Annotated in this window: 6 protein-coding genes; all 6 read left to right on the top strand. The window is 58.1% G+C overall.

Annotated features, from left to right (window positions below; translation table 11 throughout):
- Positions 1-53 precede the first annotated feature (53 nt).
- The 6 genes from KP808_RS14675 to KP808_RS26190 all read left to right on the top strand — a co-directional run bounded on the left by KP808_RS14675 (position 54) and on the right by KP808_RS26190 (position 20527).
- Positions 54-1295: a M20/M25/M40 family metallo-hydrolase gene (locus KP808_RS14675; protein WP_122281964.1), complete on the top strand. Its 1242-nt coding sequence runs from the start codon at positions 54-56 to the stop codon at positions 1293-1295.
- A gap of 698 nt (positions 1296-1993) precedes the next feature.
- On the top strand, positions 1994-3703 hold the full coding sequence (locus KP808_RS14670; RefSeq protein WP_326839548.1) for a ShlB/FhaC/HecB family hemolysin secretion/activation protein: 1710 nt from the start codon (positions 1994-1996) through the stop codon (positions 3701-3703).
- A 39-nt stretch (positions 3704-3742) separates the two neighbouring features.
- On the top strand, positions 3743-19564 hold the full coding sequence (locus tag KP808_RS14665; RefSeq protein ID WP_230016398.1) for a hemagglutinin repeat-containing protein: 15822 nt from the start codon (positions 3743-3745) through the stop codon (positions 19562-19564).
- An 8-nt stretch (positions 19565-19572) separates the two neighbouring features.
- Positions 19573-19920 (top strand): immunity 8 family protein, encoded by a 348-nt coding sequence (locus KP808_RS14660; protein WP_230016397.1) that lies wholly within the window; start codon positions 19573-19575, stop codon positions 19918-19920.
- 98 nt (positions 19921-20018) lie between these two features.
- Positions 20019-20315, top strand: coding sequence for a hypothetical protein (locus KP808_RS14655; protein WP_230016396.1), 297 nt, complete (start codon positions 20019-20021; stop codon positions 20313-20315).
- Positions 20207-20527 carry a ribonuclease domain-containing protein gene (locus tag KP808_RS26190; RefSeq protein ID WP_407692682.1) on the top strand — a complete coding sequence of 107 codons (321 nt, stop codon included), beginning with the start codon at positions 20207-20209 and terminating at the stop codon, positions 20525-20527. Before KP808_RS14655 ends, KP808_RS26190 begins: the two co-directional genes overlap by 109 nt.
- Positions 20528-20564: the final 37 nt, after the last annotated feature.

Raw genomic sequence — 20564 nt, 5'->3', positions numbered from 1 at the left:
TGTAAGGTATGGTCCTGAACACCTCGACGAACCGAACACAAGGACGGAACAACATGCGCTCATTCTCCCGCTCGCCACTGGCCGCTCATCTCGCCCTGGCACTTGCGTTGACAGCTCTGGCACCAGCGGCCATGGCCGAACCGCACAAGGCGATTCAGGCCGATGCCGAGCAATACAAGGACGAAGCCTTGAAGCTGCTGGAGCGTCTGGTGAACATCGATTCAGGCTCCGGGTATGTACCGGGCCTGACCAAAGTCAGTGACATCGCGATTGAGGAACTGAAAAAGCTCGGTGCCACCATCGAACTCGTTCCGAATACGCCCGAGGCCAGCAATCATGTAGTCGCTACCCTGAAAGGCACCGGCAAGGCGAAGATTCTGCTGATGGCACACATGGACACCGTGTTCAAGGAAGGCTCTGCGGCCGAGCGTCCGTTTCATATCAAGGATGGTCGTGCCTATGGCCCTGGTGTGATGGATGACAAGGGCGGCATTGTGGCGGCCATCTACGCATTGAAGGTTCTGCACAACCTGAAATTCACCGACTACGCGCAGATCACGGTGTTGCTCGACGCCAGCGAAGAAACCGGTTCAGGTGTCGCTACCGAGCTGATCAAGAAAACCGCGAAGGAGCATGACGTGACGCTCAACCTGGAACCGGGTCGTCCTGCCGATGGTCTGGTGGTGTGGCGCAAGGGTTCTGCGACGGCACTGGTCGAGGTCAAGGGCAAAGCCTCGCACGCGGGCGTTGCGCCGGAACTGGGGCGTAACGCTGCCACCGAGGTTGCGCATCAGATCCTGCAACTCGGCAAACTGGGCGATGAGGAGAAGAAAACCACCGTCAACTTTACCGTGCTCAAGGCGGGGGACCGCACCAACGTGATTCCTGATCAGGCCAGCGCCAAGGCCGATGTGCGTGCGGCAGTGCCGGAAGAGTTCGACCGCGTCGAGCAGGACCTGGCCAGGGTGTCGGCCAACAAACTGGTGCCTGACACCGAGGTCAAGACCAGTCTGGTCCGTGGCTTGCCGCCAATGCCGCAGACCCCGCAGTCCGATGCATTGGTCGCGATGGCACAGGGCATCTACGGTGAACTGGGGCGCACCCTGACCATCGAGGGCAGCGGCGGGGCGGCTGACTCAAGTTTGTCTGCCAGCGTAGGAACGCCAACACTGGATGGTTTCGGCATCGTCGGTGGCAACATCCATACGCCTGAAGAGTACGCCGAGGTGGGCAGTGTCGCGCCACGGATCTATCTGCTGTCGCGGATGATCATGAAGTTGTCCGGGCAACCGTGATTCGAAAGGCCTCCCGCGCAGAGTAATGAGAAGTGTTTTCCGTACGCTTCTCGTTCCTCGCGCTCCGCATTGGAACAATAAGCAGTTAGATTGTGTATAACGATGAGCGCAAGGCGCGGGAGGCTCTAGAGTCCATAACGCGCTTTTAAACAGATACAAGACTGCAGCGCCCCCAATAGTGCATACAACGGGAGGCGGCTGGAATAGCAGTTCATTGTCGGGTATTTGCCGACAACTAGTTGTTATGGCCCATCCCGTGTTTACTCATGCGCCACATTGCAGGGTTTGACCGATAACCTGCAGCCTCTTTATTTACACCTTAGCGATACAGAAAGACCGTCGTTGCGGCTCCAGAGCCTTGGAGGATCAGCGTGCTTTCACCTATTTGCTTTAAACCATGGCCATTTTATCAGTGCGTCCGCTGCCTTGGCGCGAGCCGGTTTTCGTGTGCTAGCCGATTAGCATTTCTGCATATATTTAATTATGACCTTAATGCTATGCCGAAAAGATACGCTGTCGCCTATCAAAACTAAGCACACGATCCTTTGATGCGGGCTAGAGGTCGGTACTGTCAAAATCAATTTCAAAAAAAGTTCAACAAATCGGATACAGGGTCGATACAAATATTTGACGCCATGATGATGGCGTTCTAATATTGCCCACCTTTTGATATCAATATGCTACTGCAAGGACGCACCGTGTACCCTCATGCTCCCAGAGTGGCCCTGCTGCTCATGCTCGCCATTGCGCCGTTCCCCTTGCTTGCAGCCAGCCCTCCCGCCAGTTTGCCAGGCGAACAAGACCTCATTCGTGATCGTCAGGATCGCTTGCTCGAAGAGCAACGCCGTCGTCTTGAAGACCTCAAGGACCTGCCGGGCAAACAAGCTGCACCCGCGGTACCAGGCGCGCCTGCCGACACCCGCTGCTTCACCATCCAGCGTATAGAGCTCAAGGGCGCTGATTCACTGTCGCCCGCCGAGCGTGATGAGCTGATCGCGCCGTATCAAGGCAAGTGCCTTGGCGTCGCCCAGCTCAACGAGTTGCTGAAAGTCATCACCGATCACTACCTCGAAAAAGGCCTGGTGACGACTCGCGCCTATCTGCCGCAACAGGACCTGTCTACAGGCGACCTGCAAGTGCTGGTCATTGAAGGCAAGCTGGAGCATCTGCGTGGCGATGCTGCCAGCGGTCTGTCGGCGCGTGAGCTGGCCATGACCTTTCCCGGCAAGGAGGGCGAGATGGTCAACCTGCGCGAAATCGAGCAGATGGTCGATCAGCTCAACCGTCTGCCGTCCAATCAGGCGCAGATGGAACTGACCCCCGGCCAGGTCGTCGGCGGCAGCGATGTGGTGGTCAAGAACACTCCACAAAAACCGTGGCGGGCCAACCTGTCGCGTACCAACGAGGGGCAGCGCAGCACCGGTGAGCAACAATGGAACGCCGGGCTTGAATGGGACAATCCGCTGGGGCTGGCCGATCAGTTCAGCCTGCGCGGCGGCCACGACGCGATCAGCGACCGGCAGAAAGCCTCGCGCAATGCCTCGCTTGCCTACAGTTTGCCCTGGGGCTGGTGGACATTCAGCTATCTGTACAACACCAGCGAATACCGTTCGGTGGCCCAGGCCTCGAACATCAACTTCAAGCAGGACGGCGACAGCCAGAACCACCAGTTCAAGGCCGAGCGGGTCGTGTACCGCGACGCGCTGAGCAAGACCTCGCTCAATGCCGGTTTGTCCTACCTTCGCACCAACAATTATGTAGAAGACAGCAAACTGGCGCTCAGCAGCAACCGCATCACCGAGGCGCAGTTCGGCATCAACCACGGTCGACGGGTCGGTTCGGCGTTCATCAACATCGACCTGGGCATGCAGCAGGGCATCGGCGCGCTGGATGCGCAGGGTAGCCATGATCCTGGCCCGGGCCAGGCCGATGCGCGTTATCGCAAATACACCGGCACCCTTAGCTACCTGCACCCTTTTCAGCTGTGGGGCGAGAACCTGAGCTTCACCAGCCTGGCCACCGGGCAGCGCAGCGAAGATGTGTTGTTCAGCTCGCAACGTACCAGCCTGGGCGGGTCGTCGTCGGTGCGCGGTTACAAGGATGAGTTTCTGTCTGGCGACAGCGGTGGCTACTGGCGCAATGAAGTACGCCTGACCCGCCCGGTCACGCTGGACTGGCTGCGCCCGGTGTTCGCCGAATATGGCGCTGCTGCCGGTTACGACCAGGGCGTGATCCGCAACGACCGTTACAACGGCGACCAGCATGGCCGCTTGTCGAGCAACTCGTTCGAGCTGTTTACCCGAGGCCAGCACGTTGCTGCCTCGGTGACTTTTGCGCATTCCCTGGAACGTCCGGATGTGATCGAGCGCGAAGCGCCGATCTATTTCCGTATGGACTTTTTCCTCTAACCACACCGTATTCAACCTACCTGTTCCGAGGTCATTTACATGGACGTTCACCAACTGGCTCTGCTTGCTCGTCAGCCTTCTGCTGTGCTGATTGAGCGCCAGTCCTTTTGGGGAATGCCCAAACGCGGCCTCGCGCTGATTCTGGCCAATGCCCTGTTCTGGCAGCCGCTGCTGGTTCAGGCCGAAGGCATCGTGGTCAGTGGGCCGAATACCAGCCTGAGCCAGGCGGGCAATGGCGTGCCTATCGTCAACATTGCCACGCCCAATGCCACCGGCCTGTCGCACAACCAGTTCCAGCAGTACAACGTCGACAGTCAGGGCGTCATCCTCAACAACTCCACGAACCAGACCCAGAGCACCCAACTGGGCGGCATCATCGTTGGCAACTCCAACCTGCGCGGCACGGCCGCTACCACCATTCTTAACGAAGTGGTTGGGGCCAACGCCAGCCAGCTCAGGGGCTATACGGAAGTGGCCGGGCAGGCGGCACGTGTCATCGTCGCCAACCCCTACGGCATCAGTTGCAACGGTTGCGGTTTCATCAATACCCCGCAGGTCACGCTGACCACCGGCAAACCGGTGCTGGATGCCAACGGGCAGTTGCAGCGTTTCAATGTGCAGGGCGGCAGCATATCCATCGATGGCGTGGGGCTGAACGCAGACAACGTCGACCAGTTCGACATCATCACCCGCAGCGCGAAGATCAATGCCGAGCTGCACGCCAAGCGCCTCAACATCATTACCGGTCGTAACGATGTCGATGCGCAGACCCTCAATCCCACGGCCCTGCCTGACGACGGCAGTGCCAAACCGGAACTGGCCGTCGACAGCTCGGCGCTGGGCGGTATGTATGCCGGCGCGATCCGTCTGGTGGGCACCGAGGCGGGCGTTGGCGTCAGGCTGGCTGGCGATCTGGCGGCCAGTGGCGGCGATATCCAGATTGATGCCAACGGCCATTTGAGCATGACGCAGACCGCGGCAAGCGGCGCTGTCACGGCCAGGGCCAGCAGTGCCGAAGTCAACGGCCCGGTCTATGCGGGGTCGTCATTGACCATGAGCACCGCGGGCGATCTCACCACTCGGCAGAACGTCGCCGCACGCGATGCGCTGAGCCTTTCCGCAGGCGGACAACTCAACAACTCGGCGGTGATCGAGGCGGGCGTCAATGCCGACAACAGCCGCAATGGTTCGGGTGATGTAACGCTGTCTGCCAACGGGTTGACCAATAGCGGCAGCATCACCGCCAGTCGCGCCTTGCAGGCCACCATTACCCAGACCCTGAACAACCAGGGTGCCACACTGAACGGGCAGTCCAGCACACGCATCGTGGCCACAGCCGTCGACAATCGTCAGTCAGGCCGAATTCTGAGCCAGGGCGGCACTGTCGATATCAACGCGTCTCAGGTGCTCAACAGCCAGAGCGGGCTGATCAGCAGCAATGGCACTATGACCATCACTGCGGGGTCGCTGGACAACAGCCAGCAAGGCAAGCTGTTCAGCAGCAGCGCTTTGTCCGCTCGTATTTCCGGGCCGTTGCTCAACCAGCTGGGGCTTATCAGCGCCAATGGCGATCTGCTGCTCAACGCGGCAAGCGTGGACAACCGCAACGCGGAAATCTCCAGCCTCGGCAGCCTGACCTCGACCGTCAGCCAGTTCGACAACCGCGAAAAAGGCCGTCTGCTGGCCAACGGCGCGTTGCAGTTGACGTCTGACCACCTGAACAACCAGAACGGCTCGGTAGCAGGGCAGCAGGGCGTACAGCTGAACCTGGGGCAACTGACCAATACCGGCACCGGCAGCGTTTACGGCAAAAACAGTCTGAACCTGGCCGTCAGCGGCGCGTTGAACAATGACCAGGGCACACTGCGCAGCGACGGCACCCTGGATATGCGTGCGGCGTCCCTGAGCAATAACACCGGCAGCGTGACCAGTGCCAGCACGGCGTCAGTCAGCACGAGCGGTGCGGTGGTCAGCCGCGGCGGGCAGATCCTAAGCGATTCAACGCTGACACTGACCAGCGCCAGCCTGGACAACAGCCAGAGTGGTCGCATTGCCGGTAACGGTCTGGCACTCACCACCGGTACCTTCGATAACCATCAGGACGGTCGCCTGACCAGTACCGGCGCACTCCAGTTGAATGCAGGGCTGGTCAACAACAGCGATGCCGGTCGTATCGCCAGCGCCATGGCGCTGACCGCTGTGGTCACCGGCCTGAATCAGACCAACGACGGTCGTCTGTATGGCAACAGCGATGTCAGCCTCGACCTGAGCAACGGCCTGCTGACTAACCAGGGCGGCCTGATCAACGCGCCGGGCCAGTTGCTGCTGAAAAACCTGAACGTGGTCAACAACCAGAGCGGTGAAATCTCCAGCGCCAATGGCTTCACGCTGGCCGCGACCACGCTGGATAACACCGAAGGTTCGGTGATCAGCGACAAAGCCTTGATCGTGCGTGTCGCCCAGTTGCTGACCAACCTGCGCGGCCTTATTTCCGCCACCGGTGTCGAGCTGAGTGCCGCGACGCTGGACAACCGCAACGCGGAGCTCTCCAGCCTTGGAGAGCTGACCGCAACCGTCGGCCAGTTCGATAACAGTGGCAAAGGCCGTTTACTGGCCAATGGTGCGTTGCTGCTCAACGCCGACAGCCTGAACAACCAAAGCGCTGGTGCCGTTTCCGGCCAGCAGAGCGTGCAGTTGAACGTCGGGCAACTGATCAACACGGGCGGTGGCAGCGTCTACGCCAAAAACAGTCTGGGTCTGAAAGACACGGGCGTCCTCAGCAACGATCAAGGGATATTGCGCAGCGATGGCACGCTGGCGTTGAGCGCCGCTTCTCTGGGCAACACTGCCGGTAGTATCACCAGCTCCGGCAACTCGTCCCTGACGGTCGATGGTGCAGTGGTGAACCGTGGCGGGCAGATTCTCGGCGATTCAACGCTGGTGCTCACCAGTGGCAGTCTCGACAACAGCCAGAACGGGCGTATCGCCAGCAATGGTCTGACACTCACCACCGGTACGTTCGACAACCAGCAAGGCGGCCGCCTGACCAGTACCGGAACCCTCCAGCTTGATGCCGGGCTGGTCAATAACAGTGACGCCGGTCGTATCGCCAGCGCCATGGCCCTGACCGCAGTGGTCACCGCTCTGAATCAGACTAACGATGGCCGTCTGTACAGCAACAGTGACGTCAGTCTCGATTTAAGCAAAGGCGTGCTGAACAACGACGGCGGCCTGATTACCGCGCCGGGCCAGTTGCTGCTGAAAAATCTCAATGCAGTCAGCAACCGCAGCGGTGAAATTTCCAGCGCCAACGGTTTCACCCTGGCCGCGACGTCGCTGGACAACACCGCTGGCTCGGTGCTCAGCGACAAAGCGCTGATCGTGCGTGTCGACCAGTTGCTGACCAACCTGCGCGGTCTGGTGTCTGGCAACGGCATCGATCTGACGGCCAATGAGCTGAATAACAACAGCGGCAGCCTGAGTAGCGATGCCGACCTGCTGGTAAACGTCACTGGCAAGCTGTCGAGCCGCAGCGGCGAGCTGACCAGCGCCGGTAACACGACCCTGAATGCGTTGAGCCTCGATAATGCCGCTGGCCAGGTCATGGCTGACCGGTTCCTGAAACTGGTGATCACTGAAACCATCGACAATCAGGCCGGAACGCTGGGCGCAGGGCAGGGTATCGACATCGGTGCTGCGAGTCTGGACAACCGCCAGTCCGGTGCACTGGTCACAGATGGCCAACTGACTCTGAAACTGACCGGCGCGCTGGACAATCGCGCGGGTGGCAGCCTGCAAGCCAAGGGCTTGATGGACCTGTCGAGCAAGACGCTGGATAACCGTGGTGGCCGTATTGCCGCGCAAAACCTGCTGATCGTGCATAGCGACAGCGTGGATAACCGTGGCGGTTCGATTCGTGCCGAGAAAGGCCTGCAGCTGTTCGTCGATGTCCTCGACAATAGCCAGACCGGCCTGAGCGCCAGTCAAAAGGGCCTGATCAACAGCAATGCCGGTCTTGAACTGGTCGGCACGCATCTGGATAACCAGAACGGTCTGCTCAACGCCGCTGGCCTGATGCAGTTGCAGGTCGACAGCGCTCTCAACGGCAGTGGTCGTATCGCCAGTCAGGCAGACATGGTCGCCAACATCGCCAATCTGACCCAGCAGGGCGGCGAGCTGGTTGCGCAGGGCAATCTGACCCTGACCGGCAAAACCCTCGACAACCAGGCAGGCGGCCTGGTGGGCTCTACAAAAGCGCTGAAAATCGATGTTACCGACATCGACAACAAGGCCGGTGAACTGTCCAGCCAGATCGGTGTGGACATCATTGGTCAGACGCTCGACAACAGCAACGGCGGCAAGGTCCTGGCAGGTACTGCACTTGGGCTGACCGTGGCGCGCGTGATCAACCTGAATAAGGGCCTGTTGTTCGGTAACACCCTGCGTCTCGACGGTGCGCGGCTGGATAACGCAGGCGGTACGCTGGCCAGCCAGAAGGACCTGAACATCAGCCTGTCTGGCACGCTGGACAACAGGGGCGGCCTGCTCAGCAGTGAGTCGGCCATGACGGTCAGCGCTGCGTCCCTGCAAAACGCTTCGGGCAGCCTCTCCAGCGCCGATGCCTTGGGCGTCACCACCACCGGCGCTCTGGAGAACCAGGCGGGCTCCGTTACTACCGACGCCACGCTGACACTGACCAGCGCCAGCCTGGACAACAGTCAGGCGGGCAAACTGGCTGGCAAGGGCGCCACGCAGGTCACCACCGGCACGTTCGACAACAGCCAGGGCGGTCGCCTGACCAGCAGCGATACCCTGCAGTTGACGGCAGGCAAGGTCATTAACCAGAGCGCCGGACGTATTGCCAGTGCGCTGGCATTGACGGCCAGCGTCACCAGCCTCGACCAGCAGGGTGGTGAGCTGTTCAGCAACACCTCGCTGAGCCTCGACCTGAACAACGGCCAGTTGAACAATCAGGGCGGTTTGATCAACGCCCCCGACGTGTTGCTGCTGAAGAATCTTAATGGCGTGGCCAACCAGAACGGCGAAATCTCCAGCGCAAAGGCCTTTACCCTGAACGCCAACAGCCTCGATAACAGTGGCGGCAAACTGCTCAGCAGTCAGGCTCTGACGCTGATCGTCAACAAGGCGCTGAGCAACATCAAAGGTACGATTTCCGCCGCCGCGTTGAACACTCGCAGCGACAGCCTGGACAACACCGAAGGCTTGATCAGCAGCCGCGCAGCTCTGGACCTGACGGTCAATACCGCCCTGACCAACGTCAAGGGCACGCTGATTGGTGACGGCGATGTGACGCTGAGTGCCGCGACAGCAGACAACGGTCTCGGCCAGATCGCCAGCAAACAGAACCTCAACGCACAGATCGGCAGCCTTCGGCAATTGGGTGGTCAGATGCTTGCCCAAGGCATATTGACCTTGCGCGGCGACGCGCTGGACAACCGTCAGAACGGTTTCATCGGCGCAACCCAAGCCCTCGATATCAATGTCACCGACATCGATAACCGTGGCGGTGAACTGTCCAGTCAGGACGCGATTACCCTGACCGGCCAGCAACTCAACAACAGCGACAGCGGTCAGGTGCTGGCACAGAAAGCCCTGACGCTGAACGTTGCGCAGATCACCAACCGAACGAATGGTCTGCTCTCCAGTAAAGCCGGTCTGACGCTGGTGGGCAGTACGCTGGACAACACCGGTGGCGCGATCAGTGCCCTTAACGCTCTGGGTATCGACCTGTCTGCAACGCTCGATAACACTCAAGGCCTGATCAGCAATGAAGACGTCCTGACGTTGAAGGCCGCCAGCCTGACCAACACCGCAGGCAGCGTCTCCAGTGCTGGAAAACTGACCCTCGACAGCATCGGAGCAATCAGCAATCAGGGCGGCAAACTGTTGACCGATGGCGCACTGGACCTGAAAAGTGCCAGCCTCGACAACAGCCAGAAAGGCAACATCAGCGGCAAAGGCCTGCTGACCCTCAAGACCGGGAATTTCGACAACAGCCATAATGGTCGCGTGAGCAGCAGTGATCGTCTGGACCTGACGAGCGCACAACTGACCAACAGCGATGGCGGCAGCATCGGCAGCAGTCAGGCACTGACCGCCAGTGTCAGCCGCCTGAGTCAGCAGGGCGGTAGCCTGTTCAGCAACACCTCCTTGAGCCTGGACCTGAACAACGGCCAGCTGGACAACCAGGGTGGTTTGATCAACGCGCCGGGCGCACTGCTGCTGAAAAACGTCAACGAGGTTCTGAACCAGAACGGTGAAATCTCCAGCGCTCAGGCATTTACCCTCAACGCTCAACAACTGGATAACAGCGGCGGCAAACTGCTCAGCAACCAATTGCTGACCCTGCGCATCGCCCGTGCGCTGACCAACGTCAAAGGCATGATCGCCGCAGCCGGTGTCGACACCACCGCCAATACCCTCGATAACACAGGCGGCACGCTGACCAGCCGCAACAACCTGGACCTGACGGTTACTGGTCTGCTCACCAACCGCGACAAAGGCCTGATCAACGCTGCTCAGGCACTCAAGGTGGGCGCGGCCAGCCTCGATAACCAGAACGGCCAGGTGCTGGGCGGAACCAGCCTGATCCTCAACGCCACATCGATCAACAACACCGCCAAAGGCCTGATCAACAGTACCGGCACCCTGAACCTGACGGCGGGCAGCCTGGATGCCGGCAACAGCGGCGAAGTGTCGGCCACGCGCGACATGACCCTGGTACTCAATGCACTGTCGCTCAACGGCGGACGCGTGATGGGCGACGCCGGGTTGTCCATTGACATGCAAGGCAACGACCTCAACAACCTCGGCGGTTTGATCACGGCAGACGGTTCGCTGACCCTTAACCGCATTCGCGACCTGAATAACCAGTCTGGCGAGGTCTCCAGCGCACAGAGTTTCAGGTTCGATGGCCGCACCCTCAATAACAGTAGCGGCAAGCTGATCAGCAGCAACGTGCTGACAGTCAACGCGACCAACCTGCTCAACCAGAACGGTCTGATATCCGGCTGGCAGGGTCTGAACGTTTCCGGCAACCGCCTCGATAACCGTACCAACGGCACCTTGTCCAGCCGCAACGGCAACCTTGTTACAACCCTGACCGGTGAATTGCTCAACGGCGGCAACGGTGCGTTGGTCAGCCAGAACACACTGAGCGTAACCGCTGACAGCCTCGACAACAGCGGCGGCATCCTCTCCAGCGGAACCGGTCAGACCCTGACCGTCGCGGGCCTGCTGAACAACAGCCAGAACGGCCTTATCGACAGTGGTGCCGGGCTGACCATCAAAGCCAATGCCCTGAACAACGCGGCCGGTAACCTGACGGCGCAGCAGGGTTTCAGCTTCGAAGGCAGCAGCCTCGACAACAGCGCCGGTAACCTGAGCAGCAAGGCCGATATGACACTCGACCTGCTGGGCAGCCTGACCAACACCAGCGGCAAGCTGGCCAGCGGCGGTAACCTGCTGTTGCGGCGCAGCGCGGCGATCAACAACCAGGCCGGGCAACTGATCAGCCAGAGCCTGATGACCCTCAACACATCCGGGCAACTGGATAACCGCAACCGCGGCACCGTTGCTGCCAACAACACACTGAAAGTCGTCGCGGGTGGCAGTGTCCTCAACGATGCTGATGGCTTGATCTATAGCCAGAACGCCGATGCGAATTTGAATGCAGCGAGCCTCTCCAACGTTCGTGGCGCGGTCCAGAGCGTCAGCGCACTGGTTGTCGATGTCGCTGATACCGTCGACAACCAGAACGGCCGGATCATCGCGCAGAACGGCGACCTGAACCTGACCGGCGCCAACCTCTACAGTCAGGGCGGAGTACTGTCCAGCCTGCAAGGTCTGTTCACCGCGAACGTGAGCGGCGTGCTGAAAAATGGCTATGACGCCAATCGCCAGGGCGGTGTCATTCAGGCGCAACGCCTCAACCTGACCGCGCTGGGCGGCTTCGACAACTACGGCGGGCGAGTCTCCGCACGCGGCGGCGAAGCGCTGATTACTACTCCCGGCTTCGACAACCGCAACGGCGGCCTGTACGCCAAAGGCCTGGTGCGGGTCAACGGCGGCAACTTCGACAACAGCGGCGACAACGACGGCCAGATCGCTGGTGGCCAGGTCGAGCTGAACCTGAGCGGCGCACTGAACAACCGCTTCGGCATCATCGAAAGTGACAGCACCCTGGCCGTGACCGCTGCCAGTCTGGACAACCAGACCGGACAACTGCGTGCGCTGGGCGGTGGCGGCGCCACAAACTTCCAGATCGGCAACCTGTTCGACAACCGCAACGGCGCCCTGGAAAGCGCCAACAGCGACCTGACTCTCAACGCTGGCAACTTCCTCAATGGTGGCGGTTCGCTGCTGCATACGGGTAATGGCACGTTTAATATTTCTACGGCCAACGTCACCAATGCTGGCGGCAGCATTGTTACTCGCGGTGGTTTAACACTTAGTGCCGATAGCTGGACCAACAGCAACGTCATCCAGGCCGGGCGTCTGAACGTCAACGTCAATAACTTCAGCCAGACCGCCAGCGGCCAACTTCTGGCTTCCACCAGCTTCGTCGGTAGCGGCGGCAACTGGAACAATGACGGACTGATTGCCAGTGACGGCTCGCTAAGCCTCAATATCGGCGGTACATACGGCGGCAATGGCCGTCTCAGCAGCCTCGGGACGCTCGGACTGAGTGCCGCGCAAGTGAACCTCAACGCCGCTTCGACCATCGCTGGCGGCGGTGACACCACGGTTTCGGTTGGGGGGCAATTGAGCAATGTCGGCCGCCTGACTTCGGCGAGTAACCTGACCGTCAATGCAGGGAGCATCAACAACCAAGGCACGCTGGGCAGTGGTCAAGCGCTGACCGTGACCACCGGCTCGCTGGTCAATGACCGCGGGCTGATCTTCAGTGGCAACAACATGAGCCTGCGGGTCAGTTCGCTGAACAACAGCTACGCCAACATCTATAGCCTGGGTAATCTCACGATTGACCGTAACGGGCAAGGTGCCCTTGCCGACAGCATCGTCAACAGTTCTGCGTCGATTCAAAGCGACGGCAGCATGAGCCTGGCGGCGAGCACGATACAGAACATCCGTGCCATTCTGACTACCAGCAATGGCGGTGTTTATAGCGCCAAGATTGTAGAGGGGGCGTGCAACCGTGAGTTCTACAAAAACGATTGCAAAACCAGCACGCAAACACATACCTGGGACCTTACTCAGCGTGAAAAACTGGAAGTGACCGCGGCCAGTGCAGCGTCAAGCATCACCGCTGGCGGTAATATGAACATCAACGGCGGCGATCTGGTTAACCAGAGCAGCACCATTGCCACCAGCGGCAATCTCACCGCTACGCTTAACAACCTGACCAATACTGGCGTAGAGACCAGCGATACAGAAACGGTGACTGTGTACCGCAGCATGCGCACCGACAACGCCAGCATGTGGACCAAAGCCGCTAAGGACTTCACTGATAAGTACTGGCTTGGCAGCAGTGGTTATGACGCCAGCCTTACGGGTTTTCAGGCAGCATTGGCCGACTTCATTCGCATCGTCGAAACTGACATGCCCGAGCTTTACAAGGTCACACGGCTAAGCGGTGGTGATCAGAGCTATGCAGCCATTATCCAGGCTGCCGGTGCGGTCAACGTCAATGCTCAGAACAACATCAATAACAGCGTCGTACGGGTGGGTTACACCTACGTGAGCGGCGGTTCGCGCACTGACACCAGCGCTCCGGGCAGCCAATTCTCCACGCGCGTTACCGTCAATCAGCAATTGCCGCCAGACCTGGCCCAGCAACAAGTCAACCCGTTAAGCCTGCCAGGCTTCAGCCTTCCGACCGGCCAGAACGGTCTGTTCCGCCTGAGCGGGCAAAGTGGCACCGCTGTTGCTGTTGCCCAACCCGTCGGTCTGCCACAAACCTGGACGATGGGCAGCGCAGCGGTCTCCGTCGCTCAACGCGAGCAAACCGTTTCTGATGCGCAGGCAAGCACCATCCAGATCGGCTCGGTTGGCCAGATATCCAACGCCACCCGCCAGCTTGCTTCGGTGACACGACAAGGCGCTGGCGTGAGTGCCAACGCATCTGCTTTCGACACCAGCGTGCCAAACGCCGCACCCGCAGGCGGATTTGTACTACCGGGCCATACCTCTGATTCCACAGGTGTAACCAGCGTCGACAGCGTCACCGGTATCGCGACGGGCAATCAGGGAAGTGGTGCCTTGCTGCCTGTGCAAAATGCACGTTCGACAGGCTTGCCGGTTATAACTGCCACAGGATCCGGTAGCGCGACGGCCCAGGGCCGTCTGGTAACTACAACGGTCAGTAGCCCGGTCGCTGCCGCAGCAGCACAGACCGTTACCCGAGTAGAAGGGTTGCCCAGCAGCAACTTCGTTTCCAAACCACAGAAATACCTGATCGAAACCAACCCGGTGCTCACCGAACTCAAGCAGTTCATGAGTTCGGATTACCTGCTCGCAGGCTTGGGTTACGACCCGGAAGTCAGCGCCAAGCGTCTGGGTGACGGCTTGTACGAACAACGCCTTGTTCAGCAAGCCGTTGTGGCCAGAACCGGCCAGGCGTTCATCGACGGGCAAACCTCCAACGAGGCGCAGTTCAAGTACCTGATGAACAACGCCATCGCCAGCAAACAGCAGCTGAACCTGGCGGTCGGCGTATCGCTGAGTTCACAGCAAGTCGCTGCACTGACCCACGACATCGTCTGGCTCGAAGAGCACGAAGTGAATGGCGAGAAAGTGCTGGTGCCAGTGCTGTATCTGGCTCAGGCCGACAATCGCCTTGGCCCGACCGGGGCGTTGATTGCAGGTAACGACGTCTCGCTGATTGCCGGGCAAAACCTCGACAACGTCGGCACCTTGCGTGCGGCCAACAACCTGTCGGCTGCCGCTGGAAATGACCTGGTCAACAGCGGCCTGATAGAAGCTGGCAACCGTCTGGACTTGCTGGCAGGTAATGACCTGATCAACAAATCCGGGGGCATTATCGCCGGACGTGATGTGACACTGACCGCCCTGCGCGGCGATGTCATCAACGAACGTACCGTGACCAGCCATCAGAGCGCTGCGGATGATGCGACCTGGCGTAAGGATTTCGCCGACAGCTCCGCACGCATCGAAGCGGCCAACGACATGTCCCTGCAAGCCGGTCGTGATGTGAAAAACACCGGCAGCGTGTTGCAGGCTGGTCGTGATTTGAGCATCTCTGCGGGCCGCGATGTCGCTATCGACTCGGCCCAGACCGAGAACGGCCAGACACGCGGCGTGAACTCCAGTAATTCCAGCATTACGCAACTGGGCTCCACAGTCAGCGCCGGACGCGACCTGACGGCCCAGGCCGGCCGCGACATCAACGTGATCGCCAGCAGCATCGACGCCAAGCGCGACATCGCGATGGCCGCGACGGAAAACCTGACCCTGTCCTCGGCGGCTGATGAACAGCATTCCTACGGCAAGAGCAAGAAGGTGACCGAGCAGGAAGATCATGTCAGCCAGGTGTCTGCGGACCTGAAAGCGGGCGGCAGTGTGGCTTTGCAGGCAGGGCAGAATCTCGACATCATCGCCAGCCGCATCAATGCGGGCAGCAACGTTGCTCTTGATGCTGCGCAAGATTTGACCATTGCATCAGCTCAGGACGAAAGCTCGTACTTCTATGCCAAAAAGAGCAAAGGTTCGTTCGGACGCAGTAGCAGCAAACAGCAGGAAAGCTACGACAGCAGCAACGTAGCGTCGGTCATCAATGCAGGGCAAGACCTCACCATCAATACCACCAAGGCTGCTGACGGCAGCGTCAGCATCAACGGTGGGCATGACGTCAGTGTCATTGGCAGCCGTCTTTCGGCAGGCAATGACCTGATTCTCGGCGCCACTAACGATGTGACCGTACTCTCGGGTGTCGATGAGCAGGGTGCTTACAGCCAGAAAAGTAAATCCGGCTCTTTTGGCGTGTCCAAAAGTGGAAAAAGCGAGCTGAAGACCAGCTCTACCCAAGTCGCCAGTGAGCTGAATGCCGGTAACGATGTGGTAGTGGCTTCAGGCAAGGACATCACACTGCGTGCCAGCAACATCGGCGCAGGCAATGATGTGGACCTCCGAGCCGGGCTGTTGGATAAAACCGGCGACATCAATCTGCTCTCTGCCAACGACGAAGCCTCCAGCCACAGCGACGAGTACAAGAAGAAAACCGGTCTTTCAGTGTCTGGCGGATTCCTGTCCATCTCATCGGCTAAAGAAGCTGGTGGCCAAGCGCAGAGCAGCACCAGTGTAGGCAGCCAGATCAATGCTGCAGGCAATGTAAGTCTGCAGACCGAGCGCGACATCAATGTTATCGGCAGCAGCGTCAACGCAGGTGCAAACGTCAGTCTGAATGCGGGTCAGGACGTCAACATTCTGGCCGCACAGAGCACCAACTCCAATCAGGACTGGGAGAAGAAAAGGCAGTCTGGCATTGGCGTGTCTTCCAACGCCAATGGCGTGACGTTCTTCGCAGGCGTTGATCGCACCAAGGAAAACAACCGCCTTGAGCAACAGAGCGCTGCCGCCAGCCAGGTCCGCGCGGGTGAAGACCTCACGGTCAACGCCAAGCGCGACATCAATCAGGTAGGTTCTGACCTTCAGGCGCTCAATGACATCAATCTGACTGCCGGGCGCAACATCAAGATTGATGCCGCACGTGAATCCAGGACAGTTGAACAACAACGTGAAAACTCACGCAATGGCCTGAGTGCGAGCATTGATCACAACTATGGCAGCACCAAGGACGCCATCAGCGGCGCAGGCAAGGGTGAGGACGCCACGAGCAAGGGATCGAGCACGCTCAAGGCAGTAGACAGCACCTCGCAGTTCCTGTCTGGCCCGACGGGCGATGGAAAGTTCGGTAACAGCAAGCAAGGCACCAGCCAGCAAGTGGTCGAAACGACCAACCGCGCCTCGACGCTGGACGCAGGCAACAACCTGAACATTTCTGCGAGCAATGATGTTCAGATCAGCGGTGGCCAATTGCAGGCTGGCCGCGATATCAACATCAAAGGCCGGGATGTCACGCTTGATGCCGCCAAAGGCAGCTACAGCCAGGAAACCAGCGAGCAGAAAAGCTGGAGTGGTATCCACGGCAGCAGCAGTGGCGGGCTCAAAATCGGCGTGGGCGGCAGCAGCGGCATCGCCAAGGGTGATCAGAGTCAGGAGGCCTCGACCGTTACTACGTTGCAGGCAGGTCGTGACGTCAACCTCAAGGCCAGCAATGACCTAAACCTGATCGGCACGCAGGCCCAGGCAGAGCGAAACATCAATCTGAATGCCGGCAACACCCTCAATATCAAGGCAGCACAGAACGACAGCTCCACCGAAAACACCCGAAAAAATGCCGGCGGTGAGGCCGGGATCGCCATCGGCCCAGGAGGTTTCGGTGTTTACGCCAGCGTCAATATCGGCAAGGGCGACCTGGAGCGCGAAGGCAAACAGCAGCAGGAAGCGTACCTGTATGCCGGTAATCAGCTCGGCTTCGCCAGCGGGCAGGACACCAACATTGCCGGTGCCACGTTGCGTGGCAACGATGTCGTCGGACGTGTAGGTCGCGACCTGAACGTCACATCCCTGCCGGACACCGGGAAAGTCGAAGGCAAGGAATTCGACCTCAGCGCAACTGTCGTGGTCGGCTTTGGCGGCAGCGTCAGTGGCTCGGTCGGGTACGGTCAGACCAACGGCTCCAAAAACTGGATCGAGGAACAGACCCGCATCACGGCCAAAGACAAGGTCGACATCCGCACCGAGAACCACACCCAACTCGACGGCGCGTTGATCGCTTCCGACAGCGGCAACCTCAAGCTGGACACCAACACGCTGGGCTACAGCGACATCGCGGGCAAGGACAAGGAACACGGTTACTACCTGAACGTTGGTGGCTCGTATGGTAACAGCGGCAGTACCACGCAGGACTCGACTCAGGTAGGCAAAGGCGATGACCAGAAAAACGGTTGGAGCGTCGAGGGCTGGAACTACAACAAGGATCGTGAACAGATCGTCCGGGGCACCGTGGGTGCAGGCGATGTGGTGGTGCGCAGTGACACGGCGGGTAAGGACTCAACAGCGGGCTTGAATCGTGATGTCGACAAGGCATACGAGATCACGCGTGATGACGAGCACCGGACTGATTTGTATGTGACGAAGAGTTCGTTGGAGGCGGTCGCGGATCCTTCTGGGACTGTAAATGCCTGGAAAACTGCTATACAGAGTTATCCCGACAAAACTGTGGACTTGTTAAATGCTGCGAGCACTCTCCTGGCTGGGACAGTGTCTTCCGCTGAGCAGGTTTGGAAAAATATCCAGGCGCAGAGTGTTTCTATAACCGACGTACCAGACTCCGTAAGGGAGCAGTTCGGAGACGAGTTGGCGCTTAACCTGACCAAAGCTTTTGTGCAAAACGGCAGGAACGTTGAGGATATTAACAAGCTGTCACAGGACGATATTGCAGTCATACAAAGTTTTAGCAGCCGTTTTTCTGAATTTAATGTTCAGCAAGCCGCTTGCAACGCTGCCGGCGGGTGCAGTAATGGCTTTAACGCTGATGCGGATCCTATTCATTACAAAGATAAGGATGGCGTTAATAAGATGGTATGGCTGCAAGATTCAAATTCTGATACTCCAGGAGGGAAATTGCTGGAGCAGGCCGAGCGTCTTCAGCGTTATCTAGATAAATTGCCTGTCGAGCAAGCCGAACTTCTTGGGTTGGGCGTTCAAGCGGTAATGGGTCCTGCAAAAATGGCACTGGGAATGGCCGGCAGTATCGTTCTGAATAAACTGTTTGGTGACAAGATTGCTGCTGCCAAAGACGCGATGGCTAAAACAGTGGCAAGCGATTTGAGTGGGAAGGATCGAGACGATCTAGTAAGCAGTGATAATAAGCTCAAGGAACTTTATGACGTTGATGCGAATGCTCAGAAAGGAGATGTTTACGTACGCGGTGCGACCACGCTGATTAATATTGCATTGGGCACTGCTGTTGCGTCTGCGGGTGTCGCAGGCGCCGCAATAATCAAAGGCGTGGGAACGGGATCAAGCGTTGCTGCAAGCAGGCCAATTGATCCTGTGAAAGTGACCATTGATGCAAACTGGAACAAGGCATCCAGGCCAATCAAAACGCCCGACGCAGCACCGCAGGCAGTGGCAGGGACAGCGAAGGCCTCAGATCAGACAGCGCTTCCTTCGTACTACCGCGAGGACAGCTCGGCCGGTGCCTCTTTCAATAAAACGGGTGGATTACCAGAAGGCTACCGTCGCGTGGTTAACACCCGCACCGGGAACGTCGAGGTTGTTGGTCCTGATGGCTCGCTCTATTTTGAGGTGGCGGGGGGTGGACTCAAGCCCAAGGCAGGGGGTAATCTTGCTGCTTTGGTGAAGGCTGAGCGGGACATTGATGGTTCAAAAGAGGCAGCTGCTAGCTCCGGCGCTGAAAATGCGGCCTTGTATCCAACGCTGAAGGATCAACTGATACAAGAAAACTTGAGCAATATTGCGGCCCAGGACTCAAGATTAGCTGCTGCTGTGAACGGTAGTGGAACGAAAAATCCGAACTTCTCTATAGGCCAAGGTACATTTTCCGAAGCTAATCAGTTAGGTAAAACCTGGGTTGGAGATGGTGCGACAAAAACAAGTGATGGGCTTGGTTTGATTAGCGCAGACGGTACTCGCGTATATAGGCCACCAACACCTAAAGATTCATCTTTTGCAACGACAGGCGTGCAGGCCAATTTTGAAACGTACAACATCAATCCTGTAACAGGTCAGCGCGTAAAAGTAAGTAATGGCCATCTGAATGTGGCTGATTAGGAGGAGTGATGCGTGCTGTTATAAAAGGTATTTCTAATGATGTTTTTGATGTTGAGACTTACTGCCCTGAGAACGTAGACAATTTTTCTTTGAGTCTTCGTATTCGAATTGGGCTTGATTGCACGCAGGGAGCAGATGATTTTGAGCTTTTCATCTGCACTCCAAAGTGGCTAGAAGAGACAGTATGGGAGGCTCGTTGGGGGAGAGGCCTATTAATTGTTCGAGAATATAATTTTTCGACTATTAATGGGTTGATTCATGATTATGTGAGCAGCTGCGAGGGAGACAGCTGGGAAACTATCGTGGTACAGCTAGGAAAGGTATTTTCCTGGGAATTTGATGATTACCAAACCTAGTCAATAGGGGTATTTATTTAACACCGGCCATGCGCCGGTGTTGTTTTATCTGCTTACTGCAAAACCTCCCGTCCTTCGCTGCTCGCTTTGGTCGTGGCTTGAGCGATCTCAAGCCCAAGGCAGGGGATAGTCTTGCTGCTTTGGTTAAGACTGAGCGGGACATTGGTGGAACAAAAGACACCTCTCGTTTCATCGATGGCATCAAGGTTGTTGATCAAAAAACTGGCCAAGTTCTCCAAGGCACGGTTGATCTTGGCCCAACCTTGGACCGGATAAAGTCAGGTGGATCTTTCCCTCATCAAAACGACGGCTCTATATTCCAGAATCGTGCATCGGATCTGCCGCAGAAACAGCCGGTTACTACACTGAATACGTCCATCCTACGCCCGGTATAGTAGGGCCAGGACCTCAGCGAATTGTCGTAGGTAAAGGCGGCGAAATGTATTACACAGCCGACCACTACAAAACCTTCATGATGTTGGCGGACATGCTCAGGCGTGTAGTCAAGGTAATAATTGTGATGGTTATAATCTATTTCCATAAGATGCAAGCGTTAATAACTCTGCTTATAAAGTATTTTATGAAAATAAAATCAAAGCAGCTTTGAATGATCCTGCTCAAGTGGTTGGTAAAATAACTATAAA

Origin of the sequence: Pseudomonas savastanoi (genome assembly GCF_020917325.1) — a bacterium.
GTDB lineage: Bacteria > Pseudomonadota > Gammaproteobacteria > Pseudomonadales > Pseudomonadaceae > Aquipseudomonas > Aquipseudomonas amygdali.
The sequence above is the reverse complement of the archived record's forward strand: the minus strand, read 5'-3'. Positions and strand labels throughout refer to the sequence as shown.

Coding starts and splice junctions, on each gene's coding strand:
- KP808_RS14675 (WP_122281964.1), top strand. CDS start 54: ATGCGCTCATTCTCCCGCTCGCCACTGGCCGCTCATCTCGCCCTGGCA.
- KP808_RS14665 (WP_230016398.1), top strand. CDS start 3,743: ATGGACGTTCACCAACTGGCTCTGCTTGCTCGTCAGCCTTCTGCTGTG.
- KP808_RS14660 (WP_230016397.1), top strand. CDS start 19,573: ATGCGTGCTGTTATAAAAGGTATTTCTAATGATGTTTTTGATGTTGAG.